This window comes from Halomonas sp. 3H, from assembly GCF_024206005.1.
Taxonomy (GTDB): domain Bacteria; phylum Pseudomonadota; class Gammaproteobacteria; order Pseudomonadales; family Halomonadaceae; genus Halomonas; species Halomonas campaniensis.
The window spans coordinates 2,701,551-2,717,965 of sequence record NZ_CP100360.1 but is presented as its reverse complement, the minus strand read 5'-3'; the positions used below and the strand labels follow the sequence as shown (position 1 = coordinate 2,717,965).

General features: G+C 63.1%; 7 protein-coding genes, 2 tRNA genes and 3 rRNA genes. 11 read left to right on the top strand and 1 reads right to left on the bottom strand.

Annotated features, from left to right (window positions below):
* Positions 1-99 precede the first annotated feature (99 nt).
* Positions 100-1,461: an aminodeoxychorismate synthase component I gene (gene pabB / locus NFC98_RS12655; protein WP_254275297.1), complete on the bottom strand. Its 1,362-nt coding sequence runs from the start codon at positions 1,459-1,461 to the stop codon at positions 100-102.
* Between the two features lie 228 nt (positions 1,462-1,689).
* Between pabB and NFC98_RS12650 the strand changes: the two genes are divergently transcribed.
* The 11 genes from NFC98_RS12650 to rrf all read left to right on the top strand — a co-directional run bounded on the left by NFC98_RS12650 (position 1,690) and on the right by rrf (position 15,976).
* Positions 1,690-2,400, top strand: a complete 711-nt coding sequence (locus tag NFC98_RS12650) for a GntR family transcriptional regulator (RefSeq protein ID WP_254275296.1) — start codon at positions 1,690-1,692, stop codon at positions 2,398-2,400.
* Between the two features lie 31 nt (positions 2,401-2,431).
* Positions 2,432-3,337 (top strand): methylisocitrate lyase, encoded by a 906-nt coding sequence (gene prpB, locus NFC98_RS12645; RefSeq protein ID WP_254275295.1) that lies wholly within the window; start codon positions 2,432-2,434, stop codon positions 3,335-3,337.
* A gap of 41 nt (positions 3,338-3,378) precedes the next feature.
* Positions 3,379-4,506 (top strand): 2-methylcitrate synthase, encoded by a 1,128-nt coding sequence (gene prpC / locus NFC98_RS12640; RefSeq protein ID WP_254275294.1) that lies wholly within the window; start codon positions 3,379-3,381, stop codon positions 4,504-4,506.
* Positions 4,507-4,591: 85 nt separating this feature from the next.
* Positions 4,592-7,207: a Fe/S-dependent 2-methylisocitrate dehydratase AcnD gene (gene acnD, locus NFC98_RS12635; RefSeq protein WP_254275293.1), complete on the top strand. Its 2,616-nt coding sequence runs from the start codon at positions 4,592-4,594 to the stop codon at positions 7,205-7,207.
* 98 nt (positions 7,208-7,305) lie between these two features.
* Positions 7,306-8,484 carry a 2-methylaconitate cis-trans isomerase PrpF gene (gene prpF, locus NFC98_RS12630; protein WP_254275292.1) on the top strand — a complete coding sequence of 393 codons (1,179 nt, stop codon included), beginning with the start codon at positions 7,306-7,308 and terminating at the stop codon, positions 8,482-8,484.
* Positions 8,485-8,613: 129 nt separating this feature from the next.
* Positions 8,614-10,095: a 2-methylcitrate dehydratase gene (gene prpD, locus NFC98_RS12625; RefSeq protein WP_254275291.1), complete on the top strand. Its 1,482-nt coding sequence runs from the start codon at positions 8,614-8,616 to the stop codon at positions 10,093-10,095.
* Between the two features lie 648 nt (positions 10,096-10,743).
* Positions 10,744-12,281 (top strand): 16S ribosomal RNA (locus NFC98_RS12620).
* 98 nt (positions 12,282-12,379) lie between these two features.
* A tRNA-Ile gene (locus tag NFC98_RS12615) sits at positions 12,380-12,456 on the top strand.
* A 6-nt stretch (positions 12,457-12,462) separates the two neighbouring features.
* Positions 12,463-12,538, top strand: a tRNA-Ala gene (locus tag NFC98_RS12610).
* A gap of 347 nt (positions 12,539-12,885) precedes the next feature.
* Positions 12,886-15,774, top strand: a 23S ribosomal RNA gene (locus NFC98_RS12605).
* Positions 15,775-15,860: 86 nt separating this feature from the next.
* Positions 15,861-15,976 (top strand): 5S ribosomal RNA (rrf, locus tag NFC98_RS12600).
* Together the 16S, 23S and 5S rRNA genes with 2 tRNA genes alongside form the textbook arrangement of a ribosomal RNA operon.
* The last annotated feature ends 439 nt before the right edge of the window (positions 15,977-16,415 follow it).

The following is a 16,415-nucleotide window of genomic DNA, read 5'->3' as shown; positions in this document are numbered from 1 at the left end:
CAAAGGCGGTGCCCCTCGCCCCAATATCGATTGGTTGGGTTCTTATTATTCCCTAAGGGAATGGTTGCCAGGGTTCTTATAGCCCTTGATCCTACTTCCCTAAAGCGGGTCGGCGAGGGGCGCGCCCAGGGCGGCCATCAGGTGGCGGATCTTGTCCAGGGTCTCCCGATACTCCGCCTCGCCGCTAGAGTCGGCCACCACGCCGCCGCCCCCCCACAGATGCAGCCGCTCCCGGTCCGCCACGGCGGTCCGGATGGCGATCGAGGTATCCATCCGGCCACGCACATCCACATAGCCCAGGCTCCCGCAGTAGACGCTGCGTCGGCTGGGCTCCAGGGCGTCGATGATCTGCATGGCCCGCACCTTGGGCGCCCCGGTGATGGACCCTCCGGGAAACGAGGACGCCAGCAGGTCCAGGGGGCGCCGGTCGGCGTCCAGCTCGCCGGTGATCACGCTGACCAGGTGATGGACGTTGGCATAGCTCTCCAGGCCGCACAGCTGCGGTACCCGGACGCTGCCGACCCGGCAGACCCGTCCCAGGTCGTTGCGCAGCAGGTCGACGATCATCACGTTCTCGGCCCGATCCTTGAGGCTCTCCTCCAGCTCGGCGGCCAGTTGGCGATCCTCGTCGCGGGTGGCCCCGCGTGGGCGGGTGCCCTTGATCGGCCGGGCCTCCACCCGGCCCTCCCGGCAGCTCAGGAAGCGTTCGGGGGAGACCGAGAGGATCGCCTGTTCGCCGCGTTCCACGGGCCAGGCCATGTAGCCGGCGAAGGGGGTCGGCGTCGCCTCGCGCAGGCGGAGGTAGGCGGCCCAGAGGTCGCCCCGGTAGGGGGCGCTGAAGCGCTGAGCGAGGTTGATCTGGTAGCAGTCGCCGGCGCGGATGTAGCGCTGCACCGCATCGAAGCGCTCGAGATAGGCGGCGCGGCTCAGTTCCGCGGCAAAGGGCGCACGGAGCCGAAAGTCGCCCGGTGGCGTACTGGCCGCGTCGAGCCACGCCAGGACCTGGCGCCGCCGTGCCGGCGTGGCGACCAGCCAGGACGCCCGTTCGTGGTGGTCCTGGATCAGGGCCCAGTCATACAGGCCGACCCGGCTGGTCGGCAGGGCGACTCGCGAGGCGGCTCGCCGTCCGACCGGCTCCAGCTCGCGACCGAGGTCGTAGCTCCAGTAGCCGATCAGCCCGCCGAGGAAGGGCAGGTCGCTGTCGGGAGCCGACAGGCGCAGCCCGTCGAGCAGCCGCTGCTGGGCGGCGAAGGGCGTCTCCCCGCCGGGGGTGGAGGCCCCCGGATCGTGACTCTCCAGCGTGCTCAAGGGATCGCTTGAGAGGATGTCGTAGCGGCCGCCCGGCGCGACCGGACGGCCACTGTCGAGCAGCACCGCGCCGGGGCGGTGACGCAGCCTGGAGAAGTAGCCGAGCGGGTCCGCCCGATATGGCAGGGGAGTGATCTCGAGTCGTGGTGTCATCAAAGCGCCTTCCCTGAACAGGCGCATCATTCTAGGGCGCCGGGTCGCGTTTGTCCCTGCCGGTCGCGGGAGGGCCTTCTCGGCGGTCCTTCGGCATTGTCGACATCTGCGACATTTTACGCCCGGTTGTCTACAACCAAAGGTTAAGCGGATCCGGCATGACGGCCTGTTGACCCGGTGGCGGCCAGTGACTAAAGTGCCTTCATCGTTTGATTGTCGACAATTGCCATGAACTCAGCCGCATCCGAAACAGCATCGCCCGAGGTTCGCACCCTCGCCGAGCGAGTCTTCCAGCAGCTTCAGGACGCCATCGTCCGCGGCGAGCTGGCGCCGGGCAGCAAGATCACCGAGCCGGGGCTTTCACGGGCCTATGGGATCTCCCGCGGACCACTGCGCGAGGCGATGCGTCGCCTCGAGGCCCATCGCCTGATCGAGCGGGTGCCCCACGTGGGGGCGCGAGTCGTGAAGCTCTCCATGAAGGAGCTGCTCGAGCTGTTCGATGTCCGCGAGGCGCTGGAGAGCATGGCCGCCCGCCTGGCCGCCGAGCACATGACCACTCAGGAGATCGCCGGGCTGCGCGAGGTGCTGGCGATGCACGAGCGCCAGGCCGACCTCAAGAAGGGCGAGGCCTACTACCAGCGCGAGGGCGACCTGGACTTCCACTATCGTATCGTTCAGGGAAGCCATAACCGCATGCTGGTGACCCTGCTCTGCGACGACCTCTACTACCTGGTGCGGCTCTATCGCACCCAGTTCAGTGCCAGCGGCTCACGCCCCCAGCGGGCCTTCGTCGAGCACCACCGTATCGTCGATGCCATCGAGGCCGGTGACGCCGAGCTGGCCGAACTGCTGATGCGACGACACGTCAGTGCCTCGCGGACCAACGTGGCCGACCGCTACGCCGCCACTCTCAAGCAGGAAGCCGAGGCGACCATCTGAGGCCGACCCGGACAACATGAGGAGATCCAGCATGACCCAGCAGACCCCAGGTGCGCGTTTCCGCGCCGCCCTCGAGGCCAACCGCCCGCTGCCCATCGTCGGCACCATCAATGCCTACACCGCCATGATGGCCGAGCGCGTGGGCCACCAGGCCATCTATCTCTCCGGCGGCGGTGTGGCCAACGCCTCCTTTGGCCTGCCGGACCTCGGCATGACCACCATGAACGACGTGGTCGAGGACGCCCATCGCATCTGCGGCGCCACCGACGTGCCGCTGCTGGTGGATATCGACACCGGCTGGGGTGGCGCCTTCAACATCGCTCGCACCGTCAAGGAGATGCAGCGTGCCGGCGTCGCCGCCGTGCACCTCGAGGACCAGGTCGCCCAGAAGCGCTGTGGCCACCGTCCCAACAAGGCCATCGTCTCCCAGCAGGAGATGGTCGACCGCGTCAAGGCCGCCGCCGATGCGCGCATCGATCCGGACTTCTACCTGATCGCCCGCACCGATGCCTTCCAGAAGGACGGGCTGGATGCCGCCATCGAGCGCTCCCAGGCCTGCATCGAGGCCGGCGCCGATGCCATCTTCGCCGAGGCGGTGCACACCCTGGACGACTACCGGGCGTTCTGCGAGCGCGTCGACGCGCCGATCCTGGCCAACATCACCGAGTTCGGCGCCACGCCGCTGTTCTCCCAGCAGGAGCTGGGCGAGGTGGGCTGCCGCATGGTGCTCTACCCGCTGTCGGCCTTCCGCGCCATGAACGCCGCGGCCCTCAAGGTCTACCAGAGCATCCATTCCAATGGCCACCAGCGCGACGTGGTCGATCTCATGCAGACCCGCGACGAGCTCTACGACTTCCTGAATTACCACAGCTTCGAGCAGAAGCTTGATGCCCTGTTCGCCGAAAACCAGCTTGCCGAGAAGGGCAGCGACGCCTGAAGCGTGCCCTGCGACAGAAACACATCGAGAGGAGAGAGACCATGGCAGAGAAAGCCATCGGCGGCGCCGGCCTGCGCGGCCAGAGCGCCGGCACCACCGCCCTGTGCACCGTCGGCAAGACCGGCTCCGGCCTGACCTATCGCGGCTTCGATATCAAGGAGCTGGCCGAGAAGGCGAAGTTCGAGGAGGTCGCCTACCTGCTGCTCAAGGGCAAGCTGCCCAACCAGGCCGAGCTCGACGCCTACATCACCAAGCTCAAGGGCCTGCGCGGCCTGCCCCAGGCCCTCAAGACCGTGCTGGAGCAGATTCCCGCCGACGCCCACCCCATGGACGTGATGCGCACCGGCGCCTCCATGCTGGGTAACCTGGAGACCGAGCAGAGCTTCGACGAGCAGCAGGACGCCTCCGACCGCCTGCTGGCCGTGCTGCCCTCCATCATCTGCTACTGGTACCGCTTCAGCCATGAAGGCGTGCGCATCGAGACCGAGACCGACGACGAGTCCGTCGGCGGCCACTTTCTGCACCTGCTGCGCGGCGAGCCGGCTTCCGAGCTGCACGCCCGGGTGATGAACGTCTCGCTGATCCTCTATGCCGAGCACGAGTTCAACGCCTCGACCTTCACCGCGCGCGTCTGTGCCTCGACCCTCTCCGACATGCACTCTTGCGTGACCGGTGCCATCGGCTCCCTGCGCGGCCCGCTGCACGGCGGCGCCAACGAGGCGGCCATGGACATGATCGAGAACTGGAAGTCCGCCGACGAGGCCGAGCGCGAGATCATGGCCATGCTCGAGCGCAAGGACAAGATCATGGGCTTCGGCCACGCGATCTATCGCGAGTCCGACCCGCGCAACGCCATCATCAAGGAGTGGTCGAAGAAGCTGGCCGAGGACGTGGGCGACAGCGTGCTCTACCCGGTCTCGGAGCGCGTCGAGGCGGTGATGTGGCGCGAGAAGAAGCTGTTCTGCAACGCCGACTTCTTCCACGCCAGCGCCTACCACTTCATGGACATCCCCACCAAGCTGTTCACGCCGATCTTCGTCTGCTCGCGCGTCACCGGCTGGTGTGCCCATGTCTTCGAGCAGCGCGCCAACAACCGCATCATCCGCCCCAGCGCCGACTACGTGGGCCCGGAGAAGAGCGAGTGGGTGCCCATCGAGCAGCGCGACTGATCGATTGCCGCCCCCGGACGACCCTTCTCGGGTCGTCCGGCCTTCTTCCCCTTCGCCCCGACGCCTGAAAGAGATCCCTCACGCCATGAATACCGAATACCGCAAACCGCTTCCCGGCACCGAGCTGGACTACTTCGACGTGCGTGCGGCCGTCGAGGCGATCCAGCCCGGTGCCTATGACACCCTTCCCTATACCTCCCGGGTGCTCGCCGAGCAGCTGGTGCGTCGCTGCGAGCCGGGGCTGCTCACCGATGCCCTCAAGCAGCTGATCGAGCGCCGCCGCGACCTGGACTTTCCCTGGTACCCGGCCCGGGTGGTATGCCACGACATCCTCGGCCAGACGGCGCTGGTCGACCTGGCCGGCCTGCGCGACGCCATCGCCGAGCAGGGCGGTGACCCCGCCAAGGTCAACCCGGTAGTGCCGACCCAGCTGATCGTCGACCACTCCCTGGCAGTCGAGCACGCCGGCTTCGACCCGGATGCCTTCGACAAGAACCGCGCCATCGAGGATCGTCGCAACGAGGATCGCTTCCACTTCATCGAGTGGACCAAGACCGCCTTCGAGAACGTTGATGTCATCCCCGCCGGCAACGGCATCATGCACCAGATCAACCTGGAGAAGATGTCGCCGGTGGTCCAGGCCCGCGACGGCGTGGCCTATCCCGACACCTGCGTGGGCACCGACAGCCATACCCCGCACATCGACTGCCTGGGCGTCATCGCCATTGGCGTCGGCGGCCTTGAGGCCGAGACCGTGATGCTGGGTCGCCCCTCCATGATGCGCCTGCCCGACATCGTCGGCGTGGAGCTGACCGGCAAGCCCAAGCCCGGCATCACCGCCACCGATATCGTGCTGGCGATCACCGAGTTCCTGCGCAAGGAGCGCGTGGTGGGGGCGTATCTCGAGTTCTACGGCGAGGGGGCCAAGAGCCTCACCATCGGTGACCGCGCCACCATCTCCAACATGACGCCGGAGTACGGCGCCACCGCGGCGATGTTCTACATCGACGAGCAGACCATCGACTACCTGACGCTCACCGGCCGCGAGCCGGAGCAGGTCGAGCTGGTGGAGACCTATGCCAGGCAGACCGGCCTGTGGGCCGACAGCCTGGCCGGCGCCCAGTACGAGCGGGTGTTGACCTTCGACCTGTCCAGCGTCGAGCGCAACCTGGCGGGTCCCTCCAACCCGCATCGCCGCCTGCCCACCAGCGCCCTGCATGAGCGCGGCATCGCCGTGGACTACGACAAGGCCCAGGCGGAGGAGAAGGAGGGCAGGATGCCCGATGGCGCGGTGATCATCGCCGCCATCACCAGCTGCACCAACACCTCCAACCCGCGCAACGTGGTGGGGGCCGGCCTGCTGGCCAAGAAGGCCAACGAGCTCGGTCTGATTCGCAAGCCCTGGGTGAAGTCCTCCTTCGCCCCGGGTTCCAAGGTCGCGCGGCTATATCTCGAGGAGTCGGGCCTGCTGCCGGAGCTGGAGAAGCTCGGCTTCGGGATCGTGGCCTACGCCTGTACCACCTGCAACGGCATGTCCGGGGCGCTCGATCCGAAGATCCAACAGGAGATCATCGACCGCGATCTTTATGCCACCGCCGTGCTCTCCGGCAACCGCAACTTCGACGGCCGCATCCACCCCTACGCCAAGCAGGCCTTCCTTGCCTCGCCGGCGCTGGTGGTGGCCTACGCCATCGCCGGTACCGTGCGCTTCGACATCGAGAAGGACGTGCTGGGCACCGACAAGGACGGCAATCCGGTGACCTTGAAGGACCTCTGGCCCTCCGACGAGGAGATCGACGCCATCGTCGGCGAGTTCGTCAAGCCGGAGCAGTTCAAGCAGGTCTACATCCCGATGTTCGACCTGGACGCTTTCGAGAAGGCCGAGAGCCCGCTCTACGACTGGCGCCCGCAGAGCACTTACATTCGCCGTCCGCCCTACTGGGAGGGCACCATGGCCGCTGCGCGGGGACTCAAGGGTATGCGGCCCCTGGCGATCCTGCCGGACAACATCACCACCGACCACCTGTCGCCGTCGAATGCCATCATGATGGACAGTGCGGCGGGTGAGTACCTGCACAAGATGGGCCTGCCGGAGGAGGACTTCAATTCCTACGCCACCCACCGCGGCGACCACCTCACCGCCCAGCGGGCGACGCTTGCCAACCCTAAGCTCTTCAACGAGATGGTGCGCGACGAGAAGGGCGAAGTGGTGCAGGGGTCGCTGGCGCGGGTCGAGCCGGAAGGCGAGGTGATGCGCATGTGGGAGGCCATCGAGACCTACATGAACCGCAGGCAGCCGCTGATCATCATCGCCGGCGCCGACTACGGCCAGGGCTCGTCCCGGGACTGGGCGGCCAAGGGCGTCGCCCTGGCCGGCGTGGAGACGATCGTCGCGGAAGGCTTCGAGCGCATCCACCGTACCAACCTGATCGGCATGGGCGTGATGCCGCTGCAGTTCCAGGAGGGCACCACCCGCCACACCCTGCAGCTCGACGGCACCGAGACCTATGACGTGGAGGGCGAGGCGGCCCCGGGCGCCACCCTGGAGCTGGTCATCCACCGCAAGACCGGTGAGGTCGATCGGGTGCCGGTGACCTGCCGCCTGGATACCGCGGAGGAGGTCACCGTCTACTCCGCCGGCGGCGTGCTGCAGCGCTTCGCCAAGGACTTCCTGGAGTCCTCGGCCGAAGCGGTCAGCTGACGCCGGGCGAACGCCTCACGATGTAGAGCCCCATCGACCCGGCGCCGCAAGGCCCGGGTCGATCTTTACTCCCTTTACCTATCAAGGAAGCGACCTTCATGGCCCACGTTCCCCAGATTCGCATTCCCGCCACCTACATGCGCGGCGGCACCAGCAAGGGCGTCTTCTTCCGGCTCGTCGACCTGCCCGAGGCAGCCCAGGTGCCCGGCGAGGCCCGGGATCGCCTGCTGATGCGGGTGATCGGCAGCCCCGACCCCTACCAGAAGCAGATCGACGGCATGGGCGGCGCCACCTCCAGCACCAGCAAGACGGTGATCCTTTCCAAGAGCGAGAGTCCCGATCACGACGTGGACTATCTCTTCGGCCAGGTCGCCATCGACAAGGCCTTCGTCGACTGGAGCGGCAACTGCGGCAACCTCTCCGCCGCCGTGGGGCCCTTCGCGGTGGCCAACGGCCTGGTGGACCCGGTGCGCATCCCCGACAACGGCGTGGTGGAGGTGCGCATCTGGCAGGTCAACATCGGCAAGACCATCGTCTGCCAGGTGCCGATCACCGATGGGCAGGTGCAGGAGACGGGCGACTTCGAGCTGGACGGCGTGACCTTCCCGGCGGCCGAGGTGCCGGTGGCCTTCAAGGACCCCGCCGACGGCGAGGGAGCGATCTTCCCCACCGGTAACCTGGTCGATGACCTCGATGTGCCTGGGGTCGGCACCCTCAAGGCGACGCTGATCAACGCCGGCATTCCTACCGTCTTCGTCAACGCTGCCGAACTCGGCTACACCGGCACCGAGCTGCAGGAGGCGATCAACGGCGACGCCGAGGCGCTGGCGCGCTTCGAGACCATTCGCGCCCACGGGGCGGTGAAGATGGGCCTGATCAAGGATGTGGCCGAGGCGGCCGGCCGTCAGCACACTCCCAAGGTGGCCTTCGTGGCGCCTCCGGCGAGCTACACCTCTTCCAGCGGCAAGGAAGTGACGGCCGAGTCCATCGACCTGCTGGTGCGGGCGCTTTCCATGGGCAAGCTGCACCATGCCATGATGGGCACCGCAGCGGTGGCGATCGCCTCCGCCGCTGCCATCGAGGGCACCCTGGTCAACCTGGCCGCCGGCGGTGGCAAGCGCAATGCCGTTACCTTCGGCCACCCCTCCGGCTCGCTGCGCGTCGGCGCCGAAGCGAGCCTGACGGAGGGGCGCTGGGTGATCGACGAGGCGGTGATGAGCCGCAGCGCCCGGGTGCTGATGGAAGGCTTCGTGCGGATACCCGGCGACAGCTTCTGAGATCTCGCCTGGGGGCGAGGCCGCGTGAACAGAGGCGCCCCTGTCCAGATGGCCAGGGGCGCCTTCCTTCATGCCTCAGGCCCTCATCTATAGTGGGGGTAGCCACTCTGGATACGGAAGGAGGAGAGGATGAGCACCGTGGAAGCCAATGTGCGGCCGGCCTACGACGACGAGCTGCAGAAGATCGCCGATTATGTGCTCGACTACCGCATCGATAGCCCGGAGGCCTGGAACACCGCGCGGCTCTGCCTGATGGATACCCTGGGCTGTGGCCTGCTGGCGCTGCGTTTTCCCGAGTGCACCAAGCATCTGGGACCCCAGGTGGAAGGGACCGTGGTGCCCCACGGTGCCCGAGTACCCGGCACCTCCTTCCGCCTGGACCCGGTGAAGGCGGCCTGGGACATCGGCTGTATCGTGCGCTGGCTCGACTACAACGACACCTGGCTGGCGGCGGAGTGGGGCCACCCCTCGGATAACCTGGGGGCGATCCTGGCAGTGGCCGATCACCTCTCCCAGAAGCGCCTGGCCATGGGCGAGGCGCCGCTGGTCATGCGCGACGTGCTCGAGGCGATGATCCTGGCCCACGAGGTCCAGGGGGTCCTGGCGCTGGAGAACAGCTTCAACCGGGTCGGTCTCGACCACGTGGTGCTGGTCAAGGTCGCATCCACCGCGGTGGCGGCCAGGATGCTCGGCGCCGACCGCGAGCAGCTCCTCTCTGCGCTCTCCCACGCCTGGGTCGACGGCCAGAGCCTGCGTACCTATCGCCACGCGCCCAACGCCGGGTCGCGCAAGAGCTGGGCGGCGGGTGACGCCACCTCCCGAGCGGTGCGTCTGGCCGATATCGCCCTGCGCGGCGAGATGGGCGTGCCCGGGGCCCTCACGGCACCCCAGTGGGGCTTCTACGACGTGCTGTTCAGCCACGCCAATCGTGATCTTGCCGTCAAGCCCGAGCCGGAGCGCAGGTTTCGCTTCCAGCGTGAGTTCGGCAGCTACGTGATGGAGAACATCCTCTTCAAGCTCGCCTTCCCGGCGGAGTTCCATGCCCAGACCGCCTGCGAAGCGGCCGTCACACTGCACCCTGACGTGGCGGGGCGCCTCGACGAGGTCGAGCGTATCGTCATCACCACCCACGAGTCGGCGATCCGCATCATCTCCAAGCAGGGGGACCTGGCCAACCCGGCAGATCGCGACCACTGCCTGCAGTACATGGTGGCCGTACCGCTGATCTTCGGCGAGCTGACCGCCGAGCACTACGAGGATGACTTCCATGCGGCCCATCCCGAGATCGATGCGTTGCGGGTCAGGATGGAGGTCGTCGAGGAGCCTCGCTATACCCGGGACTACCTCGACCCCGAGAAGCGCTCCATCGCCAATGCCATCCAGGTGTTCTTCACCGATGGGAGCGCGACCGAGCAGGTGGCAGTGGAGTACCCGATCGGTCACCGCCGCCGCCGACAAGAGGGAGTCCCGGTCCTGGAGGAGAAGTACCGGCGTCACCTGGCCACTCGATTCCCACCGGGGCGCTGCGAGAGGATTCTCGAACTGTGTCGTGACCAGGCGCGGCTGGAAGAGACGCCAGTCAATCGGTTCATGGACCTCTTCGTGATCTGACTCTCCCGGGATCTGCTGCCAGGCACCACGGGCGAGGGGCCCCTGGTCAATCGCTCCGGCCTGGCATGTCCGGACCGTGGCCTCCGACAGAAGGTTGTCCCGGGTCATGGCAGAGTGCCTGAAGCTGGGCTACATTTTTCTGGTGGAAGGGGTTGCGCCCCTCGGGGGAAAGCCGTAAAGTACGCATCCGCTGCCGGCGACGGGCAACGTTGCAGGCGGTGAAGAGTGGGGGAAGTGGTTGTTCTGCTTGGGGTTTTCGAAAACACCTCGCTTGACAGTCACCGCGGATTCGGTAGAATGCGTCCCACGGGATTCGCCGCCCCCTCGACGGGGTGGGCGGTCGGCAGATACGGCAAGTTCGCTTCGCCAACCACTGCTTGACACGCCGAAGCGAATCGGTAGAATACGCCTTCCTCGCAGGGCGCTGGCGAGACGGGAGCCACGGCTCACGTCGCGACAGCAAGCGAGACGCTCTTTAACAATCGATCAGGTAATTCATGTGGGCGCTTGTCGATGTGTCGGTGACCAGTCACTGAAACATCAAGGCAAGCGACTCGTCAAAGACCTTCGGGTCTTTTTGAGAACGTTTGAACCTTGAGCCAAGTTTGGTCCGCTTCCTTCCTTGAAGGGTAAGGACTATATGATCTTAAACTGAAGAGTTTGATCATGGCTCAGATTGAACGCTGGCGGCAGGCCTAACACATGCAAGTCGAGCGGAAACGATGGGAGCTTGCTCCCAGGCGTCGAGCGGCGGACGGGTGAGTAATGCATAGGAATCTGCCCGATAGTGGGGGATAACCTGGGGAAACCCAGGCTAATACCGCATACGTCCTACGGGAGAAAGCAGGGGCTCTTCGGACCTTGCGCTATCGGATGAGCCTATGTCGGATTAGCTGGTTGGTGAGGTAATGGCTCACCAAGGCGACGATCCGTAGCTGGTCTGAGAGGATGATCAGCCACATCGGGACTGAGACACGGCCCGAACTCCTACGGGAGGCAGCAGTGGGGAATATTGGACAATGGGCGAAAGCCTGATCCAGCCATGCCGCGTGTGTGAAGAAGGCCCTCGGGTTGTAAAGCACTTTCAGTGGGGAAGAAAGCCTTGGGGCTAATACCCTCGAGGAAGGACATCACCCACAGAAGAAGCACCGGCTAACTCCGTGCCAGCAGCCGCGGTAATACGGAGGGTGCGAGCGTTAATCGGAATTACTGGGCGTAAAGCGCGCGTAGGTGGCTTGATAAGCCGGTTGTGAAAGCCCCGGGCTCAACCTGGGAACGGCATCCGGAACTGTCAGGCTAGAGTGCAGGAGAGGAAGGTAGAATTCCCGGTGTAGCGGTGAAATGCGTAGAGATCGGGAGGAATACCAGTGGCGAAGGCGGCCTTCTGGACTGACACTGACACTGAGGTGCGAAAGCGTGGGTAGCAAACAGGATTAGATACCCTGGTAGTCCACGCCGTAAACGATGTCGACTAGCCGTTGGGAGCCTCGAGTTCTTAGTGGCGCAGTTAACGCGATAAGTCGACCGCCTGGGGAGTACGGCCGCAAGGTTAAAACTCAAATGAATTGACGGGGGCCCGCACAAGCGGTGGAGCATGTGGTTTAATTCGATGCAACGCGAAGAACCTTACCTACCCTTGACATCGTGCGAACTTGGTAGAGATACCTTGGTGCCTTCGGGAACGCACAGACAGGTGCTGCATGGCTGTCGTCAGCTCGTGTTGTGAAATGTTGGGTTAAGTCCCGTAACGAGCGCAACCCTTGTCCCTATTTGCCAGCGATTCGGTCGGGAACTCTAGGGAGACTGCCGGTGACAAACCGGAGGAAGGTGGGGACGACGTCAAGTCATCATGGCCCTTACGGGTAGGGCTACACACGTGCTACAATGGTCGGTACAAAGGGTTGCAAAGCGGCGACGTGGAGCTAATCCCAGAAAGCTGATCTCAGTCCGGATCGGAGTCTGCAACTCGACTCCGTGAAGTCGGAATCGCTAGTAATCGTGAATCAGAATGTCACGGTGAATACGTTCCCGGGCCTTGTACACACCGCCCGTCACACCATGGGAGTGGACTGCACCAGAAGTGGTTAGCCTAACTTCGGAGGGCGATCACCACGGTGTGGTTCATGACTGGGGTGAAGTCGTAACAAGGTAGCCGTAGGGGAACCTGCGGCTGGATCACCTCCTTAACGACGACGTCGCCGACACGCGGCAAGTGCTCACAATGAATTACCTGATCGACCAGAGCAAAAGACTGTTTGGGTCGCGGACCCAGTGGTTGGAAGCCGGGTCTGTAGCTCAGTTGGTTAGAGCGCACCCCTGATAAGGGTGAGGTCGGCAGTTCAAATCTGCCCAGACCCACCATTTAGCGGGGCCTTAGCTCAGCTGGGAGAGCGCCTGCCTTGCACGCAGGAGGTCAGCGGTTCGATCCCGCTAGGCTCCACCAATTTCCTCTTGAGGAACTTGGCCTTAGCTCAGCTGGGAAAGCGCCTGCCGGCACCAGGAGGTCGCGCCGGGGTCGCGTTCGACTTCGATCCCGCTTGGCTCCACCATCTCTCTTGCATGAGAGTCTGCCCCCGCCCACACAGTCGTTACCTGATCGGATCCGCAGTCATAAGCCATCCTTGCACAGCGCAATGACCGGTTTATGACTGTCGATTGACAGTCTGCTCTTTAACAATGTGAATCATGCTGACAAACGTTCTTTCCGCAAGGAAAGGACACGAGATACGTCTCAAGCGTATCCGGCAATTGTCGAATCGTCATCGCGGACCAGACCCCTTGGGGTTATATGGTCAAGCGATGAAGCGCACACGGTGGATGCCTAGGCAGCCAGAGGCGATGAAAGACGTGGAAGCCTGCGATAAGGCTCGGCGAGGTGGCAAACGACCTGTGACCCGGGCATTTCTGAATGGGGAAACCCACCCTGCACAAGCAGGGTATCCCACACTGAATCCATAGGTGTTGGGAGGCGAACCAGGGGAACTGAAACATCTAAGTACCCTGAGGAAAAGAAATCAACCGAGATTCCCCCAGTAGCGGCGAGCGAACGGGGACCAGCCCTTAAGCATGAGACTGATTAGGCGAACACGCTGGGAAGCGTGGCCATAGCGGGTGATAGCCCCGTAGTCGAAAATCTGATCATGTGAAATCGAGTAGGTCGGGGCACGTGAAACCTTGACTGAAGACGGGGGGACCATCCTCCAAGGCTAAATACTCCTGGCTGACCGATAGTGAACCAGTACCGTGAGGGAAAGGCGAAAAGAACCCCGGAGAGGGGAGTGAAATAGATCCTGAAACCGTGTGCGTACAAGCAGTGGGAGCAGACGTGTTCTGTGACCGCGTACCTTTTGTATAATGGGTCAGCGACTTATTTTCAGTGGCGAGCTTAACCGTATAGGGGAGGCGTAGGGAAACCGAGTCTTAACTGGGCGACCAGTCGCTGGGAATAGACCCGAAACCGGGCGATCTATCCATGAGCAGGTTGAAGGTTGAGTAACATCAACTGGAGGACCGAACCAGGATCTGTTGAAAAAGATTTGGATGACTTGTGGATCGGAGTGAAAGGCTAATCAAGCCCGGAGATAGCTGGTTCTCCTCGAAAGCTATTTAGGTAGCGCCTCACGTATCACCGCCGGGGGTAGAGCACTGTTTCGGCTAGGGGGTCATCCCGACTTACCAACCCGAGGCAAACTCCGAATACCGGTGAGTGCGAGCGTGGGAGACACACGGCGGGTGCTAACGTCCGTCGTGAAAAGGGAAACAACCCAGACCGTCAGCTAAGGTCCCGAAATCCTGGTTAAGTGGGAAACGATGTGGGAAGGCTCAGACAGCTAGGAGGTTGGCTTAGAAGCAGCCATCCTTTAAAGAAAGCGTAATAGCTCACTAGTCGAGTCGGCCTGCGCGGAAGATGTAACGGGGCTCAAACCAGGTACCGAAGCTACGGGCTTGCCGAATGGCAAGCGGTAGAGGAGCGTCGTGTAAGCCGATGAAGGTGAGTCGAGAGGCTTGCTGGAGGTATCACGAGTGCGAATGCTGACATGAGTAACGACAAGGGGAGTGAAAAACTCCCCCGCCGGAAGACCAAGGGTTTCTGTTCGACGCTAATCGGAGCAGAGTGAGTCGGCCCCTAAGGCGAGGCCGAAAGGCGTAGTCGATGGGAAACGGGTCAATATTCCCGTACCTCACTGTATTGCGATGGGGGGACGAAGAAGGCTAGGTGAGCCAGGCGTTGGTTGTCCTGGTGAAAGTCAGTAGGCTGGGGGATCAGGCAAATCCGGTGCCCCAAGGCCGAGAGACGAGACGAACGGACCACGGTCCGGAAGTCATTGATGCCACGCTTCCAGGAAAAGCCTCTAAGCTTCAGATACAGTGGGACCGTACCCCAAACCGACACAGGTGGTCAGGTAGAGAATACCCAGGCGCTTGAGAGAACTCGGGTGAAGGAACTAGGCAAAATGGTGCCGTAACTTCGGGAGAAGGCACGCCGGCGTAGTGTGAAGGGCCTCGCGCCCGGAGCATGAACCGGTCGAAGATACCAGGTGGCTGCAACTGTTTATTAAAAACACAGCACTCTGCAAACGCGCAAGCGGACGTATAGGGTGTGACGCCTGCCCGGTGCCGGAAGGTTAATTGATGGTGTTAGCGCAAGCGAAGCTCCTGATCGAAGCCCCGGTAAACGGCGGCCGTAACTATAACGGTCCTAAGGTAGCGAAATTCCTTGTCGGGTAAGTTCCGACCTGCACGAATGGCGTAATGATGGCCACGCTGTCTCCACCCGAGACTCAGTGAAATTGAAATCGCAGTGAAGATGCTGTGTACCCGCGGCTAGACGGAAAGACCCCGTGAACCTTTACTACAGCTTCACACTGGACGCTGATGTTGCTTGTGTAGGATAGCTGGGAGGCTTTGAAACCCGGACGCCAGTTCGGGTGGAGCCAACCTTGAAATACCAGCCTGGCATCATTGGCGTTCTAACTCAGGTCCGTGATCCGGATCGAGGACCGTGTGTGGTGGGTAGTTTGACTGGGGCGGTCTCCTCCCAAAGCGTAACGGAGGAGCACGAAGGTACCCTCAGCACGGTTGGAAATCGTGCATTGAGTGCAAGAGCATAAGGGTGCTTGACTGCGAGACAGACACGTCGAGCAGGTACGAAAGTAGGTTCTAGTGATCCGGTGGTTCTGTATGGAAGGGCCATCGCTCAACGGATAAAAGGTACTCCGGGGATAACAGGCTGATACCGCCCAAGAGTTCACATCGACGGCGGTGTTTGGCACCTCGATGTCGGCTCATCACATCCTGGGGCTGAAGTCGGTCCCAAGGGTATGGCTGTTCGCCATTTAAAGTGGTACGCGAGCTGGGTTTAGAACGTCGTGAGACAGTTCGGTCCCTATCTGCCGTGGGCGTTGGAAGTTTGAGAAGAGCTGCTCCTAGTACGAGAGGACCGGAGTGGACGCACCTCTGGTGTTCCGGTTGTCACGCCAGTGGCATTGCCGGGTAGCTATGTGCGGACGGGATAACCGCTGAAGGCATCTAAGCGGGAAGCCCCCTTCAAGATGAGACTTCCCTGAGGCCTTGAGCCTCCTGAAGGGCCCAGCGAGACCAGCTGGTTGATAGGTCGGGTGTGGAAGCGCTGCAAGGCGTTGAGCTAACCGATACTAATGGCCCGTGAGGCTTGACCATATAACACCCAAGCGGTCTGAGATGACGACCGACAGGGGCCGGATACGCAGAGACGTGTCGCGTTGCCAGCATGATTCCGTTTTTCGCCTGACGACCATAGCAAGCGTGAACCACCTGATCCCATGCCGAACTCAGCAGTGAAACCGCTTAGCGCCGATGGTAGTGTGGGGTTTCCCCATGTGAGAGTAGGTCATCGTCAGGCACCTTTTCAGAAACCCCGGCCATTGGTCGGGGTTTCGTCGTTGTGGGGGTCTCCCCATGGAGAGTCCCGGGGTGCCGGCCTCCGGAGCCCGGCGCGATCATCGTCAGGCACCTATTATGAAAAGCCCCGTGTTCGAAAGAGCACGGGGCTTTTTACGTTGCGGGCGCAGGCTCGGAGCCGATGCCGTTAGACCTTGGTCTATAGTCGATGGTATAATGCATCGCAACATGAATCGCGATGCGAGGCCTTATCCATGAGTTCCGCCAGGATGACCTTTCCCACCATCTGGGACCAGACGAATTCCCGCCGTGCTGTTGTCATGCCTCTGCTGCGTGGCATGTGGCGAGGGGTGATGAGGCTTGCCGAGGCGCAGAGCCAGGCGCAGGCGCGCCGGGGTTTCCACCCGTACGTCTGATGCCGTTCACTGCCGCCATCTTCC

What these genes read in the sequence shown, in the direction of transcription:
- pabB (WP_254275297.1), bottom strand. Translation starts at nt 1,461, where the DNA reads ATGACACCACGACTCGAGATCACTCCCCTGCCATATCGGGCGGACCCG.
- NFC98_RS12650 (WP_254275296.1), top strand. Translation starts at nt 1,690, where the DNA reads ATGAACTCAGCCGCATCCGAAACAGCATCGCCCGAGGTTCGCACCCTC.
- prpB (WP_254275295.1), top strand. Translation starts at nt 2,432, where the DNA reads ATGACCCAGCAGACCCCAGGTGCGCGTTTCCGCGCCGCCCTCGAGGCC.
- prpC (WP_254275294.1), top strand. Translation starts at nt 3,379, where the DNA reads ATGGCAGAGAAAGCCATCGGCGGCGCCGGCCTGCGCGGCCAGAGCGCC.
- acnD (WP_254275293.1), top strand. Translation starts at nt 4,592, where the DNA reads ATGAATACCGAATACCGCAAACCGCTTCCCGGCACCGAGCTGGACTAC.
- prpF (WP_254275292.1), top strand. Translation starts at nt 7,306, where the DNA reads ATGGCCCACGTTCCCCAGATTCGCATTCCCGCCACCTACATGCGCGGC.
- prpD (WP_254275291.1), top strand. Translation starts at nt 8,614, where the DNA reads ATGAGCACCGTGGAAGCCAATGTGCGGCCGGCCTACGACGACGAGCTG.